The following is a 15,173-nucleotide window of genomic DNA, read 5'->3' as shown; positions in this document are numbered from 1 at the left end:
AAATCAGTTAGTTAAGAGGGCATTTATGGACGAAAAAGATTCATAAATGCTCTCTTTCTGGTTAATACTAGGAAAAATGAAGGGAGAATGTATTATGAAACAGGTATTAATTATAGCGGTTGTAGCAATTATTGCAGCAGTTAATTTTGTGATGTATTGCTGTCTGAGAGTAGCATCACAGGAAGATCAGATGTTGGAAAAACTGAGCAGGAGAAAGGAGTCAGAAAGCGATGGCGATTAGATATGCAGAGGACAAGCCGAAATCCTGTGAATATTGTTATTTCTGGAATGAAAAGAAAAAGGAATGCAGGCAGATGAGATGCTTTTATCAGCTCCCTGAAAAGCCACCTGATCCAGATCCGGCACACAGGTTTTGGGTTCCATGCAAAGGCTGTCCGTATGGAAGAAATCCCTGTATTGGCTATTGCATGGCTAAAATTCTAAAAGAGCAGAGGAAAAAACAATCTGGATAAGGATACATACATATTCCCGTATCACTACGGGGAGGAAGCAGAACAGTATACGTTCTATCGGATTCCCAAGATTCTCTTTACCAGTCCGGTATTTGGAAAACTGACCTGTGAAGCTAAGTTGTTGTATGGTCTATTGCTAGACCGGATGCAGTTATCTGTGAAGAATCGGTGGATGGATTCGGAGGGAAAAGTGTATATATATTTTTCGCAGGAGCAGATAGCAGGGCTTATGGGATGTGGAGTAAAAAAAGTCCGGTGCTTGTTAAAGGAACTGGATGACCGGAAAGGAATCGGATTGATTACGAGAGTCAGACAGGGATTGGGAAATCCCGATAGAATCTATGTAAAAAAATGCGTATCACCAGAACGGTTCAAAGAGAACTTCCAGACAGGTCAAAATGACTTCTCAGGAAAGGTACAAATGACCGATGCAGACAGGTGTAAACTGCCAGGTAATGATATAGAGGATAGTAATACTGAGAATAACGATACAGAGTATCTTTCTTTCTATTCAGATGCCAGTGAAGTGAAAAGGAAAGAAGCTGAAAGGAATGCTTATCAGCAGATTATCCTTGAACACATTGGATATGACTATATCGTAGATGATTTCAACCGGCATATGTTGGATGAGATTGTGGGGTTAATGGTAGATGTGGTGTGTTCGGAACAGGAGTTTATACGGATTGGAGGGGACAGAAAACCTTTATCCGTAGTAAAAAGCCAGTTTTTAAAACTGGATGCAGAGCATATTCGGTTCGTATTGCATTGCATGAAAGAAAATACCAGTAAAGTAGTAAATATGCGTCAGTATTTGTTGACAGTATTATATAATGCACCGCTGACCATCAGCAATTATTACTCATCTTTGGTGCAGCATGATATGTACGAAGGGAATATATGAATTTTAGATTTTCAGGAAGGGAGTGATTCTATTGCAGGAAGAAGTAAATGAGAAAACCGTATCGTTATGTATCACTGGTGGAAAAGTGACAGTCCGTTTATTGAAACAGGCAATGATGCGTTTTCTGGCGGCAGTGGAGAAAGAAAAAGCAGAGAAAGCAAGAAAACAGCAGACAAAGGCACCTCCGGATAAAGAATATCATGGAAAGCAGAGTTTAAAGAAGCTGACACAGCAGAATATTCAACTTTCCAACATTGAGATTACAGATAATAACATTAAGGCTTTTGAAAAGGTTGCAAAAAAATATGGTATTGATTTCAGCCTAAAACGTGATAAGTCTGTAGATCCACCAAGATATTTTGTTTTCTTTAAGGCGAGAGATGTGGAGGTGATGACAGCAGCATTTCGGGAGTTTACCGGAAAGACACTGAATAAAACCAAGAAACCATCTGTCCGTAAGAAATTACAGCAGGCAATCACAGCCCGTAACCAGGACAAACAGAGAGAACGGGAGAAATCAAAAGAGAAGCAGAAGGAGCCAACATTATGAGTGGGATAAAAAATATAAAGAAAAAACTGAAAGGTTTTCAGGTGCGTCCCCCGAATGTGGAAGTAATAAAAAAGGTTCTGCTACATATACCGTATGTGATTGTGTTTTATGTGGTAAATAAATGTACCTGGCTTTATCAGTATTGCAGGGGCAGTACAGTAGTAGACAGGCTGATGATTCTTCTTATGAATTATCCATTAGCTTTTAAGAAGCTGTTGCCAAGCATGAAGCTGAAAAGTCTGGTTGCGGGAACAATCGCAGCAGTTGGCATATGGGCAGTGGTATATTTCAAGGGAAAGAATGGAAAGAAGTTTCGCCAGGGGGAGGAATATGGTTCTGCCAGGTGGGGAAATGAAAAGGATATAGCACCTTTTATTGATCCGGTTTTTGAGAATAATATTCTGCTGACACAAACGGAACGTCTGACCATGAACAGTAGACCAAAGAAACCGAAGTACGCCAGAAACAAGAATATTATAGTGATAGGTGGATCTGGTAGCGGTAAGACTCGATTTTATGTAAAACCGCAGCTTATGCAGATGCCGGACAATGTAAGTTTTGTGGTCACCGATCCAAAGGGAACGATTATCGTGGAATGTGGTAAAATGTTAGCAAGAGGGACACCGAAGAAAGATAAAAACGGAAAAATTTTGCGTGATAAAAATGGCAGGGTGGTAATGGCTCCTTACAAAATCAAGGTGCTGAATACCATCAATTTTTCCAAGAGTATGCATTATAATCCATTTCATTACATTCGTTCTGAAAAAGATATTCTGAAACTGGTAAATACAATCATGGTAAATACCAAGGGCGAGGGAGAAAAATCTTCCGAGGATTTCTGGACGAAAGCGGAACGTCTGCTGTATTGTGCTTTGATTGGTTATATCTATTATGAAGCACCAGAAGAAGAACAGAATTTCTCAACCCTGCTGGAATTTATCAATGCCAGTGAAACCAGGGAAGAAGATGAAGAGTTTAAAAATGCTGTGGATCTGTTATTTGAGGAGTTGGAAAGGGACGAGCCGAACCACTTTGCAGTAAGGCAGTATAAAAAATACAAACTGGCTGCAGGAAAAACGGCAAAGTCGATTTTGATCAGCTGTGGTGCCAGACTTGCTCCGTTTGATATTGCGGAACTTAGGGAACTGACTTCTTATGATGAAATGGAACTGGATATGATTGGAGATCAGAGAACGGCACTGTTTATTGTAATTTCGGATACAGACGATACTTTTAACTTTGTGGTTGCTATGATGTACAGTCAGCTTTTCAATCTGTTATGCGACAGAGCCGATGATGTTCATCATGGAAGACTGCCTTATCATGTGAGAATCCTTTGTGACGAGTTCGCAAATATTGGTCAGATTCCGAAGTTTGACAAGCTGATTGCAACGATCCGAAGCAGGGAAATTTCTGCTTCCATTATACTCCAGTCCCAGTCGCAGCTCAAGACAATTTACAAGGATGCAGCCGAAACCATTACGGGAAATTGTGACACAATGTTGTTCCTGGGAGGTAAGGAAAGTACCACTCTGAAAGAAATTTCAGAAACACTGGGTAAGGAAACCATTGACTTATATAACACTTCTGATACAAGAGGACAGAGCAGATCTTACGGTTTGAACTATCAGAAAACAGGAAAAGAATTGATGAGTCGGGATGAACTGGCAGTCATGGACGGTAACAAGTGTATTTTACAGCTTCGTGGTGTCCGTCCGTTTTACAGTGATAAATTTGACATTACAAAACATAAACGGTATAAGCAGTTATCCGATTATGATAAAAAGAATGAGTTCCATGTGGAAGAATACATGAAACATCAGATGGAAGTCCGGTTAGATCCGGAAGAACAGTTTGACCTTTATATGTATGAAGGCAGTGAACTGGAAGAACAATCAAATAATGAAAATGAAGGCACAGGGCATGTAACGTAAAACATACATAGCTCTTTTTTTATGCCCTTTTGGGAGGTAGCGATATGCACAAGCATGAAAGACCGCCCATCAGGGCGGAACCCTCCGAGTAGTAACCAGTAAAAAATCACAATGAAAAACAGGAGTTACGAAAGGAGAACATAGATTATGGCGTTTTTTACATCAGCAATTAATATTTTACAGACACTCGTTGTCGCAATCGGAGCGGGACTTGCAGTTTGGGGAGTTATCAATCTTCTGGAAGGTTATGGTAATGATAATCCGGGTGCGAAGTCACAGGGAATCAAGCAGCTTATGGCAGGTGGAGGTGTCGTTTTAATCGGTACACAGCTTGTACCATTACTGGCGAATTTATTTTAGCCGGGGCAGTAAGAAAGGAGAACACGCATGGATAAGATTTTTGAGTCCATAGAAGAATGGATGCGTAACCTCCTTACAGGCATGGTCAGCTCAAACCTGACGAACATGTTTACCGATGTAAATGAAAAAACCGGTGATATTGCAAGTCAGGTTGGGCAAACGCCCCAGGGATGGAATGGCAGTATATTTAGTCTGATTCAGAATCTGTCAGATTCTGTGATCGTGCCGATTGCCGGGATGATTATAACCTTTGTGCTGTGTTATGAGCTGATTTCCATGCTCACAGAGAAGAACAACATGCATGACATTGATACATGGATGTTCTTCAAATATTTTTTTAAAATGTGGGTTGCAGTCTGGTTCGTAAGTAATGCATTCACAATTACTATGGCAATTTTTGATGTGGGACAGAATGTAGTGAACCGGGCATCAGGAGTGATCAATCATCAGACAGCAATTAATATTGATTCGGTGGTCACTTCAATGGAAACGGCAATGGAATCAATGGAAGTAGGGGAACTAGTCATACTGGCACTGGAAACACTTCTGGCAAGCCTGTGTTTAAAGGTTATTTCCGTTTTTATAACGGTCATTCTTTATGGACGTATGATTGAGATTTACTTGTATTCGTCAATCGGTGCAATTCCGTTTGCAACAATGAGCAATCGGGAATGGGGACAGATTGGCAGCAATTACTTAAGAGGATTGTTCGCATTGGCATTCCAGGGATTTTTTATCATGGTGTGTGTGGGCATTTATTCCGTACTGGTTGCTAATATACAGGTATCAGATAACGTGCATACAGCATTGCTCAGTGTAATGGCTTATACGGTTGTACTTTGCTTCAGCCTTATGAAAACAGCCAATTTCTCAAAGAGTGTGTTTAACACACATTAAATATAAAAAAGGAGATGATAGAAAATGGCTTTTGTATCAGTACCCAAAGATCTGACGAAAGTTAAAAATAAGATTATTCTGAACCTCACAAAACGTCAGCTTATCTGTCTTGGCATTGCAGCAGCAGTAGGGCTTCCATTTTATTTCCTGGCAAGAGGATTGATTGGTTCAAGTAATGCGGCAACCGGAATGTGTTTGTTGATGCTTCCGGCTTTTTTGTTTGCCATGTATGAGAAAGACGGACTTCCTTTAGAAAAAGTCCTGAAAAATATGATTACAGTAAAATTTATCCGTCCTCCGTTGCGAAAGTATGAGGTGGAAAATATGTATGAGAAAAGAAAAATTATAACAAAATCGAAGGGAGGTACAGTTCGTGGAAAGAAGAGAAAATGATAAATTGCTGCCAGAACATGCCAAAGATGCTTCTTATCCAGAGGCTGGTGGTTAGATGAAGCAGATTCTGCTGATGGTTTACCAGTGTTTGCCATGGATGAAGCAGAAGATTTTGTCAAGGACAGACAGCGTTTGAAGGGAGTACCTATGGTTACAGGGTATGAAGCACTGGAGCGACATCGGGGTATCCGCAGACCAAGACGTAAATTAAGCAGACGAGAGCAGCGAGCCTGGGAAAAAGCACAGAAGTATGAAGCAAAACTTCATAAGGCACACGAAAAAGAAGATAAAAAACGTGCAAAGCAGGAGGCAAAGCTGGCAGCTCGTGAAGAAAAAGCAGCAAAGAAACAGGCGAAAAAAGAGAATAAATATAAAAAGAAGACGAAACCAGCAGTGTCATTTTCTGTAAAATCCAATGGTAAAAAGGGAGCTGTAAAAAAAGTAAACAGGAATACGAGTGGTGGAAATAAAGAAAAGAAGATTACCGCACAACAGTCTATTCCATACAGAGAAATGGGAAAAGACGGTATCTGTCGTGTGGAAGATGGTTATTATTCCAAGACCATCCGTTTTTATGATATTAACTATCAGTTGGCACAGAACGAAGATAAAAATGCGATTTTTGAAAACTGGTGTGATTTCCTGAACTATTTTGACAGTACGATTCATTTCCAGTTGTCCTTTATCAATCATCACAGCAATATGGCAGAATATGAAGATGTGATTCGCATTAAGAAGCAGAATGACAGTTTTGATGATCTGCGTATGGAGTTTGCTCAGATGCTCAGAAACCAGTTGGCAAAGGGAAATAATGGTCTTGTCAGAACAAAGTATCTTACATTTGGAATCGAAGCAGACAATATCCGGGAAGCAAAACCGAAACTGGAGCGTATCGAAACGGATATTCTCAATAACTTTAAGGTATTAGGGGTGTCTGCTTATCCGTTGAATGGCGTGGAGCGTTTGCAGATTATGTATGAAACGTTCAACCAGGACAATAAAGTTCCGTTTCGGTTCAGCTATGACGATGTGCTGCGTACCGGACTGAATACCAAGGACTATATCGCACCATCCAGTTTTGTGTTTAAGAACGGAAAAGATTTTCAGATGGGAGATACTATCGGGGCAGTATCCTACCTGCAGATTTTGGCACCGGAGCTGACTGATAAAATGCTTGCGGAATTTCTGGAAATGGACTGCAATCTGCTTGTGAATCTTCACATCCAGTCCATCGACCAGATGAAAGCGATTAAGTTGGTAAAAGCAAAGGTTACAGATATTAACAGGATGAAAATTGAGGAGCAGAAAAAAGCAGTTCGTTCCGGATATGATATGGATATTATCCCGTCTGATTTGAATACTTACGGAGGGGAAGCAAAGAGGCTTCTGGAAGATTTGCAATCCAGGAATGAGAGAATGTTTCTTGTGACGGTGGTGTTTTTAAATACTGCAAAAAATAAACAGGAACTGGAAAATGTGGTATTTCAGACCGCAGGTATTGCACAGAAATATAATTGTGCATTAAAGAGGCTTGATTATCAGCAGGAACCGGGACTTATGAGCAGTCTGCCACTTGGAAAAAACTGGATTCCTATTAAAAGAGCATTAACGACAACTTCAACAGCGATTTTTGTTCCGTTCACGACACAGGAATTATTTATGGGTGGAGAATCCATTTACTACGGTCTGAATGCCTTGTCTAACAACCTGATTATGGCTGACAGGAAGAAACTGAAAAACCCGAATGGCTTGATCGTGGGTACTCCGGGAGCTGGTAAGTCCTTTGCGGCAAAACGTGAAATTACCAATGTTTTTATCGTGACAAAGGACGATATTATTATCTGTGATCCAGAAGGCGAGTATTTTCCCATAGTCCGGGCATTCAATGGACAGGTTGTTCGTATTTCGCCAACTAGTCATGATTATATCAATCCGATGGATATTAACACCAATTATGCGGATGATGACGATCCGTTATCTCTGAAATCAGATTTTATTCTTTCACTTTGTGAACTGGTAGTAGGTGGGAAGAATGGCTTGGAGCCAGTAGAAAAGACGATTATTGACCGTTGTGTCCGCTTGGTATATCAGGACTATCTTGCAGATCCGGTTCCAGAGAAGATGCCGATACTGGAGGATTTATACAATCTGCTTCGCAAGCAGGAAGAACCAGAGGCACAGCGTCTGGCAACGGCACTGGAAATCTATGTTAATGGTTCTCTTAAAGTATTCAACCATCGCACGAATGTTGAGTTGAATAACCGTCTGGTATGTTTCGACATTAAAGACCTTGGTAAGCAACTTAAAAAACTTGGTATGCTGATTGTTCAGGATCAGGTCTGGAACAGGGTAACAGTCAATCGTGCTGCACATAAATCTACCAGATATTACATTGATGAGTTTCACTTGCTGCTGAAAGAAGAACAGACAGCAGCATATAGCGTGGAAATCTGGAAGAGGTTCCGTAAGTGGGGCGGTATTCCGACTGGTATCACACAGAATGTAAAAGACCTGCTTGCTTCAAGAGAAATCGAGAACATCTTTGAAAACTCTGATTTTATTCTGATGCTTAACCAGGCATCCGGGGACAGACAGATTCTTGCCAAACAGCTTAACATCTCTCCGCATCAGCTTTCCTATGTGACAAACAGTGGAGCAGGAGAAGGCTTGATTTTTTATGGAAATACAATTATTCCGTTTAAGGACAGATTTGATAATTCTCTTATGCTGTATGCGTTAATGTCATCGAAACCGGAAGATGTGGAAAAACGTGAAAAACTTGGCATCAAAGACAGGGACGATTAACAGGAGGAGTGGCAGAGTGAGGCGGTTTATAGCAGGAATATTGATGATTGTTTCGATTATTTTGCTTACTATCAGTATTTACTTTCTGATGGGAATGTTCATACATGAAAGACAGGACAATCAGTTACAGCAAGAGTTGCAGGAACTTATGCAGGAGAAAGAGGACGAGCCGGGAGAAAATTCTTCCGGCGATTCTTTTATAGAAGTAGATGCTGGAATACTGGCATTGCATGAGGAAAATCCAGATTGTATTGGGTGGCTTACGATTGAGGGAACAAAGATAGACTACCCAGTTATGTACAGGTCCGGAGATAAGAATTATTATCTGCATCGGGATTTTAATGGGGACTACTCAGCAAATGGCTGTCTGTTTCTTGCTGAGGAATGTGTGCCGGGAGATTCAGACAACCTGATTATCTATGGGCATCATATGAACAGTGGGAAGATGTTTGCTGATCTTGAAAAATATAAAGACAAGGGATTTTATGAGGAGCATCCAACAATCCTGTTCCGTACCATATGGGGAAATGAACAGTATCAGATATTATCAGCATTTACAACACCGGTTTATACCGGAAATGACTTTAACTATTACAGTTTTATAAAAGCACAGAAAGGGGCAGATTATGAGTACTTTATTAGAAAAATTAAGCGAAAAGCAATCTATGAAACCGGAATCACAGCAGAATATGGGGACAAGCTGCTTACATTGTCCACATGCGAATATTCACAGCGGAATGGGCGTATGGTCGTGGTTGCAAAAAAAATTCAGCAAAATGAAAGCTGAGAAAGAACCGGAAGAATTTGAATTTGGCTGCGAAGATCTGACGAAGGACTGGTTTGATGAGATAAGTGATATGGAAGAACCGGAAGAGAAAATTAAGTGCGATGAAAATGATTTTTTTGATAATGAGCAGGACAGTGTAGAGCCGGATTCTAAACCAGATAAAGCAAGAACAGGAGGTATCTGGGACTGGGACAGCGAAGACTACTGGGCTTATGGGGAATCTGAAAGATCACTTTTAGAAATGGCGCATAAGGATATGCTTTGCATTGCTGGTCTGTTAGAAGTAATGGATTCATTGGCTCTGCTTGCAGATACGCAGGGGCGAGAGTTACAGAGTGGTCTTTCTGATGTTTCAGTGAAATTAAAGGATAAGGCGATTGCCATTGAAAACAGATGGAACACGTTTCTGAACAAAAATTATGAAATCAGGAGATGATGACCATGCAGGAGCATGAATATAAAGCAAGGGATAAAACTGTCCAGAAGATGAGCCGGGATGGACTTCGGGAAGAAAATCTTCGCAGTAAAAAGGAGAAGCGAATTACCAGACGTGAGGCAGATGAGAAGAAAACAGCCGGACACAGGGAACAGGAGCTGGATTTTGGAAAGGCAAGAAAAGCTCATACTGCAGAAGAACCAGTAGAGGAAGGAACAGAGGGAAAACACAGGTTACAGTCAAGACACGCTTTTCTGGAACAGGAAAAAATTGCGGAAGCGGATGAAATGGAAAACTCAGAAATGAGTGAGGATAAGGCAGACGGGGAGAAATCTCCGTCTGTTTCACGTTCCAGACTTCGTAAAGAAAGTATCCGGGGACATCCGGGACAGGATGCCGAACGTGATTCTGAAACACCGGAACCAGACAGGCAGAGCCGAAAGAAAAAGATGGTCATAGCCTATGCAGCAAAAGAGCAGAAACGCTACCATGAAAAGTCAGAAGTTGATGAAAAATCAATGGAAGATTTTCGGGAAGAGATCAAAGGCAAGACGAAAAGGGAACAGACGCTAAAAGAACAGAAGAAATCAAAATCCCGTCTTTCCTTTGAAGATGAAGGCAAAGGTATGATTCCAGGCAGTGGAATGGCAAGAAAGGGTGCAACCGTTGTTTCTGAAACGGCATCTGCCTATGGTCAGAAAAAGATCAGAGAGGATACCGACGATAATGCGGCTCTTGATGCAGCAGAGCAAATGGAACTTGCGGGAGAAAGTCTTGCAAGAAAGTCAATTTACGTCCGGGAACGGTTAAAAGAGAACCGGCAGAGAAATAACCGGTTAAGGGAATCTGTGCTGGAAGAAATGGAAAAATCCCGCTTGCAGTTTGGAACTAGTGCTTCCAATGAGGCAAAAAAGGCGGTTCAGAAAGAAGCAGAGCAGAAAAAACAGTCTGCCTTAAAGAAATTACTGCAGAAAAAGCGTTACCAGAAACAGTATCAGGCTGCGAAACAGGGAAAGGCTGCGAAAGATGCAGTGTTTGTAAATGCACAGCGATTTACGGAGAAAGCCAAGGCAGCAGTCAAGGAGATTGTGGCGCAGAACCGGAATATCCTTCTGACGATAGGAGTTATGGTTTTGCTTTTTGCATTGATGGCAACGAGTCTGTCAAGTTGCGCTGCATTATTCCAGGGAGGTTCCAATGCCATTATTTCTACCAGTTATTCCAGTGAGGATGAAGATATTTATGCTGCGGAAAATGCTTATGTAGCATTGGAAAATGCACTGAATGAGCAGATCAATCAGATGAAGGCAAACCATTCCGACTATGATGAGTTCCAGTTCCAGATTGATGAGATTGGACACAACCCGTATCAGCTTATTTCTTACTTGACAGTCAAGTATGGCGGTTTTACCTATGCAGAGGTTGCGGATGAGATCCAGGAGATTTTTAAGGAACAGTATGGGTTGTATACGGACTCGACACGAGAAACTGTAACAGAAAAGAAAAAGGTCAGGGTTGGGGAATCACTGGGACAGGTGGTGACCAGCGGATATTGTAACTGTTCAATCTGTTGCGGGCAGTGGAGTGGTGGTCCGACTGCAAGTGGCGCATATCCACAGGCTAATCATACGATTGCAGTAGATGCTTCCAATCCATTTGTGCCAATGGGAACCCATGTCATTATGAACGGAGTGGAATATGTAGTAGAAGATACGGGAGCATTTGCAAAATATGGTGTTCAGTTTGATGTATATTATGGTGATCATGCTTCTGCATCAGCACATGGGCATCAGACCTGGGAAGCGTACATAGCAGACAGCAACGGAAGTCAGGAAGTAGAAGTAACAACGACAAGAGAAGTGAACCGTTTGGATGTAACACTCACGAACCATAATCTGGATGCAGTTTTAAGAAACCGTATGACAGATAAGGAACAGGAGCAGTATGACGCTTACAACAAATACTATGGAAATCGTGATTATCTGTTTGACCTTAACTCAATTCCGACAGGCGGGGCAGGCTTTGGATATGATATTCCGGCAGAAGCACTTTCTGATCCGCAGTTTGCCAAGATGATTCGGGAAGCAGAAACATATCTGGGTTATCCGTATGTGTGGGGCGGTGCATCTCCATCTACCAGTTTTGATTGTTCCGGTTTCGTATGTTGGGTAATCAATAACTGCGGAAATGGCTGGAATGTAGGAAGAACAACGGCAGATGGGCTTCGGTCTTATTGCTCCTATGTATCTCCATCTGATGCAAAGCCGGGAGATCTGATCTTTTTCCAGGGAACTTATGATACGCCGGGAGCGAGCCATGTTGGAATTTATGTAGGAAATAATATGATGATCCATTGTGGAAACCCGATTCAGTATACGAGCATTGCAAGCTCTTACTGGCAGCAACACTTTATGGCATTTGGAAGGCTTCATTAGAAGGGAGTGATGGAATATGAACATGCGATTAAAAAAGGTTCTGGATGATATTCAGAAAACTGAAGATAAGATTCTGGAATTACAGGAATATGTAAAGAAACTAAAAATCCAGAAAAAGCAGATGGAGGATGCAGAAATTATCAAGGCGATTCGTTCCATGAAAATGGATAGTCGAGAGATGTTGACTTTTCTGGATGGGATTCAGAACGGAACAGTTACCATGCAGTTTGATGAGGAGGGCAATCTCTCTATGGATAGTTCCGAAACAGATGCAAAGAAAGAAGAGAGTCTGGAGAGAAATGTGGCAACCGGACAGGTAGAAGAAAGTGAGGATTTGGAAGATGAAGAATAAGGTAATGAAAAAAATTTTGATGGTCATGCTGTCAGCTACGATGCTGATTGGTTCTGCCAGTGTGACTGCTTTTGCACAGGCAAATGAAAATGCAGAGCAGACCGAAGCAACAGAGCAGGTCATAGAAGAACAGCCTGCAGAGCAGCCTGCCACAGAAGGAACACCGTTTTCTACACCGGGAAACGGACAGCTTGTGGATGATAAGGAGAATGACAGTACCAAGCAGTTTCTGACTGTACAGACAAAGAATGGAAATACCTTTTATATGGTCATTGACCGTTCCGGTACTTCTGAAAATGTGTACATGATGTCACTTGTGGATGAAAATGACCTGGCAGAGTTCTTAGATGAAACCAAAGAAACGGAAAAGAAAGAGGAATCTGCGGTTGTTCTTCCAGAAACGACTACAACACCAGAACCGGAAACTACAGCACAGTCGGAAACAGAGGCAAAGCAGGAATCTGGCATTAACAAGATGATTGGATGGATTGCTTTGGGAGCAGTTGCAACGCTAGCATTGGGTGGTCTTGGCATGTTCGCTTTTGGAAAATTGAGAAAGAAAAAAGAGGACGGCATTGTAGAGGAAGGTCTGGAATTTGCTGATGACAGTTACATCAATGAAGATGAAGAAAATGCAGAGAATCAGCAGAAATAACAAAAAATCATAAAGTATGGAGAAAGGGCAGTTCTTTTGGGACTGCCTTTTTGACAGGAACAGGAGAAAAATATGGCGAAATTTTTAGTGATTGCAGAGAAACCAAGCGTGGCACAGAGTCTTGCAAAGAATTTATCTGCATATCAGAGAGAGGACGGCTATCTGGAGGGGAACAATTGTATTGTCAGTTGGTGCTTGGGACATCTCGCAGAATATGCACCACCAGAAATTTATGATGAAAAATATGAAAAATGGCAGTTTGAGGATTTACCGATCATTCCGGAAGTATGGAAAGTGCAGGTATCAGAGGATAAAAAGAAGCAGTTTGAAGTATTGTGCAGCTTAATGAATCGGGAAGATGTGGCGTATCTGGTCAATGGCTGTGACGCCGGGCGAGAGGGAGAACTGATTTTTAAAAGAGTTTATGATCTGGCAGGCTGTCAAAAACCAGTGAAGCGTCTGTGGATCAGTTCAATGGAAGATGAAGCAATTCAGAAAGGCTTCCAGACCTTAAAGGACGGGAAAGAATACGCAGGTCTTTGTAATGCTGCGGTGTGCAGAGCGCAGGCAGACTGGCTGATCGGAATGAATGCAACGAGAGCCTATACAACCAGATATTTTAAACGCCTGGTGGTCGGCAGGGTACAGACACCAACGCTTTCCATGCTGACAGAAAGAAAAGAGAAAATCGAGCATTTCAAGAAAGAAGCCTATTATAAGGTTTCTCTGTCAGATGGGAAACTTACAGTAACATCAGAAAATATCCAGTCTGAAGCAGAAGCAGACGAATTAAGAAAACTTTGTGATGGGGAAGAAGCAATGGTTACAAAAGTAAAAAAGGCGCAGAAACGAATTTCACCGCCGAAACTTTATGATCTGACCAGTCTGCAGAGAGAGGCGAACCGTTATTTTGGATACACCGCTCAGAAAACACTGGATATGCTGCAGGAACTGTATGAGGAAAAGATGGTTACATATCCGAGAACGGATAGCCAGTATGTAACGGAAGATATGAAAGAAACGGTAGAAACACTTGCAGATGAAATGACAGATTTTCTCCCATTTTTGAAATCTGAACAGTCTGGAGGAAATGCAGAGCGTGTAATCAATAATACAAAAGTATCAGACCACCATGCAATCCTGCTGACAAAAGAGGCAGTAGAAAAAGGTATGGGAGGACTTTCAGATGGAAAGAAAAATCTTATGATGCTGATTGGACAGCAGCTTGTACAGGCAACCAGAGAAGATTACCTTTATGAGCAGACTGAAATTTCTGTACAGTGCAAAGAACATGAATTTGCTACGAAAGGAAAGCTGCCTGTGCAGATGGGATTTAAAGAAGTGGAAGAAGCCTTTCGGAAATATTGTGTGAAGGATAAGAAATCTGATGAACCAGATAATAAGACAGGACTTCCAGAAGTGTATGAGGAGGGAATGATTCTTGTTTCTGTGAAAGCAGAGAAGAGTACCCATTACACTTCCCCACCGAAGATGTTTACCGAAGATACTCTGCTTGCTGCGATGGAAACAGCGGGAAATAAGGAATTTGATTCTGAAACAGAGAAAAAGGGACTTGGGACACCGGCAACCAGAGCTAATATTATTGAGAAACTGGTATCTTCCGGGTATGCAGAACGTAAAGGAAAACAGATTCTTCCTACGGCGGCAGGCTGTGAGCTGATTCATGTAATGACGGAGAATCTGAAATCTGCAAGCCTGACAGCAGAATGGGAGAATCAGCTTCTGATGATGGAAAAGGGAAAAATTCGGGATGATGAATTTATGGATGGGATTGTATCTATGATTACTGAGATCCTTTCTGTATGCAGGGCGATTCCGGAAGAAGAACGAAGTCGTTTTCAGACTGCAAGGGAAGTAATAGGGAAATGTCCAATATGCGGTTCCGATGTATATGAGGGTAAGAGCAATTATTACTGTTCTGACAGAAGCTGTTCGTTTGCTTTATGGAAGTCAAATAGGTTTCTGGAAAGTATGAAAAAATCAATGGATAAAAAGATGGCTGTGGAGCTTCTGAAAAGGGGACGTACTCATATAAAAGGACTGTATTCCAAGAAAAAAGACAGCAAATTTGATGCTGACCTTGTACTTGGGGTGGAAGATGGAAAAGCCAGATTCAGTCTGGAATTTCCTAAAAAGAAAACAAACAGCAACAAAAAGAAAAAATAAAGAACTGA

Annotated in this window: 14 protein-coding genes; all 14 read left to right on the top strand. The window is 41.5% G+C overall.

Annotation, left to right across the window (positions count from 1 at the left end; all coding sequences use genetic code 11):
- Positions 1 to 94 precede the first annotated feature (94 nt).
- The 14 genes from DXA18_RS15840 (at position 95) to DXA18_RS10380 (ending at position 15,165) form a co-directional block, all read left to right on the top strand.
- On the top strand, positions 95 to 241 hold the full coding sequence (locus DXA18_RS15840) for a hypothetical protein (RefSeq protein WP_172677208.1): 147 nt from the start codon (positions 95 to 97) through the stop codon (positions 239 to 241).
- A gap of 224 nt (positions 242 to 465) precedes the next feature.
- Positions 466 to 1,374 (top strand): DUF6017 domain-containing protein, encoded by a 909-nt coding sequence (locus DXA18_RS10440; protein ID WP_330424537.1) that lies wholly within the window; start codon positions 466 to 468, stop codon positions 1,372 to 1,374.
- A gap of 31 nt (positions 1,375 to 1,405) precedes the next feature.
- Positions 1,406 to 1,924, top strand: a complete 519-nt coding sequence (locus DXA18_RS10435) for a PcfB family protein (RefSeq protein ID WP_029730832.1) — start codon at positions 1,406 to 1,408, stop codon at positions 1,922 to 1,924.
- Positions 1,921 to 3,858 carry a VirD4-like conjugal transfer protein, CD1115 family gene (locus DXA18_RS10430; protein WP_118383836.1) on the top strand — a complete coding sequence of 646 codons (1,938 nt, stop codon included), beginning with the start codon at positions 1,921 to 1,923 and terminating at the stop codon, positions 3,856 to 3,858. The genes DXA18_RS10435 and DXA18_RS10430 overlap by 4 nt, the downstream gene beginning before the upstream one ends.
- Before the next feature lie 147 nt (positions 3,859 to 4,005).
- On the top strand, positions 4,006 to 4,218 hold the full coding sequence (locus DXA18_RS10425; protein WP_005421639.1) for a Maff2 family mobile element protein: 213 nt from the start codon (positions 4,006 to 4,008) through the stop codon (positions 4,216 to 4,218).
- A gap of 27 nt (positions 4,219 to 4,245) precedes the next feature.
- Positions 4,246 to 5,115, top strand: a complete 870-nt coding sequence (locus tag DXA18_RS10420) for a VirB6/TrbL-like conjugal transfer protein, CD1112 family (protein WP_055282538.1) — start codon at positions 4,246 to 4,248, stop codon at positions 5,113 to 5,115.
- A 24-nt stretch (positions 5,116 to 5,139) separates the two neighbouring features.
- The gene (locus DXA18_RS10415; protein WP_029730837.1) at positions 5,140 to 5,508 is read left to right on the top strand and encodes a PrgI family protein; all 369 of its coding nucleotides are present in this window, start codon (positions 5,140 to 5,142) and stop codon (positions 5,506 to 5,508) included.
- Positions 5,509 to 5,601: 93 nt separating this feature from the next.
- Complete coding sequence (locus DXA18_RS10410; protein ID WP_330424533.1) at positions 5,602 to 8,313, top strand: VirB4-like conjugal transfer ATPase, CD1110 family; 2,712 nt, start codon at positions 5,602 to 5,604, stop codon at positions 8,311 to 8,313.
- A gap of 16 nt (positions 8,314 to 8,329) precedes the next feature.
- On the top strand, positions 8,330 to 9,100 hold the full coding sequence (srtB, locus tag DXA18_RS10405) for a class B sortase (RefSeq protein ID WP_118383835.1): 771 nt from the start codon (positions 8,330 to 8,332) through the stop codon (positions 9,098 to 9,100).
- On the top strand, positions 9,090 to 9,536 hold the full coding sequence (locus DXA18_RS10400; protein WP_055282532.1) for a hypothetical protein: 447 nt from the start codon (positions 9,090 to 9,092) through the stop codon (positions 9,534 to 9,536). Before srtB ends, DXA18_RS10400 begins: the two co-directional genes overlap by 11 nt.
- Before the next feature lie 5 nt (positions 9,537 to 9,541).
- A complete protein-coding gene (locus DXA18_RS10395) occupies positions 9,542 to 11,971 on the top strand; it encodes a C40 family peptidase (RefSeq protein WP_118383834.1) in 2,430 nt (809 codons plus the stop codon).
- A 16-nt stretch (positions 11,972 to 11,987) separates the two neighbouring features.
- On the top strand, positions 11,988 to 12,323 hold the full coding sequence (locus tag DXA18_RS10390) for a DUF4315 family protein (protein ID WP_029730842.1): 336 nt from the start codon (positions 11,988 to 11,990) through the stop codon (positions 12,321 to 12,323).
- Positions 12,313 to 12,978 carry a CD1107 family mobile element protein gene (locus DXA18_RS10385; RefSeq protein WP_118383833.1) on the top strand — a complete coding sequence of 222 codons (666 nt, stop codon included), beginning with the start codon at positions 12,313 to 12,315 and terminating at the stop codon, positions 12,976 to 12,978. Before DXA18_RS10390 ends, DXA18_RS10385 begins: the two co-directional genes overlap by 11 nt.
- A gap of 72 nt (positions 12,979 to 13,050) precedes the next feature.
- Positions 13,051 to 15,165 (top strand): type IA DNA topoisomerase, encoded by a 2,115-nt coding sequence (locus DXA18_RS10380; protein WP_118383832.1) that lies wholly within the window; start codon positions 13,051 to 13,053, stop codon positions 15,163 to 15,165.
- Positions 15,166 to 15,173: the final 8 nt, after the last annotated feature.

It is taken from the genome of Dorea sp. AM58-8 (genome assembly GCF_003464045.1).
GTDB lineage: Bacteria > Bacillota > Clostridia > Lachnospirales > Lachnospiraceae > Claveliimonas > Claveliimonas ammoniilytica.
The sequence above is the reverse complement of the archived record's forward strand: the minus strand, read 5'-3'. Positions and strand labels throughout refer to the sequence as shown.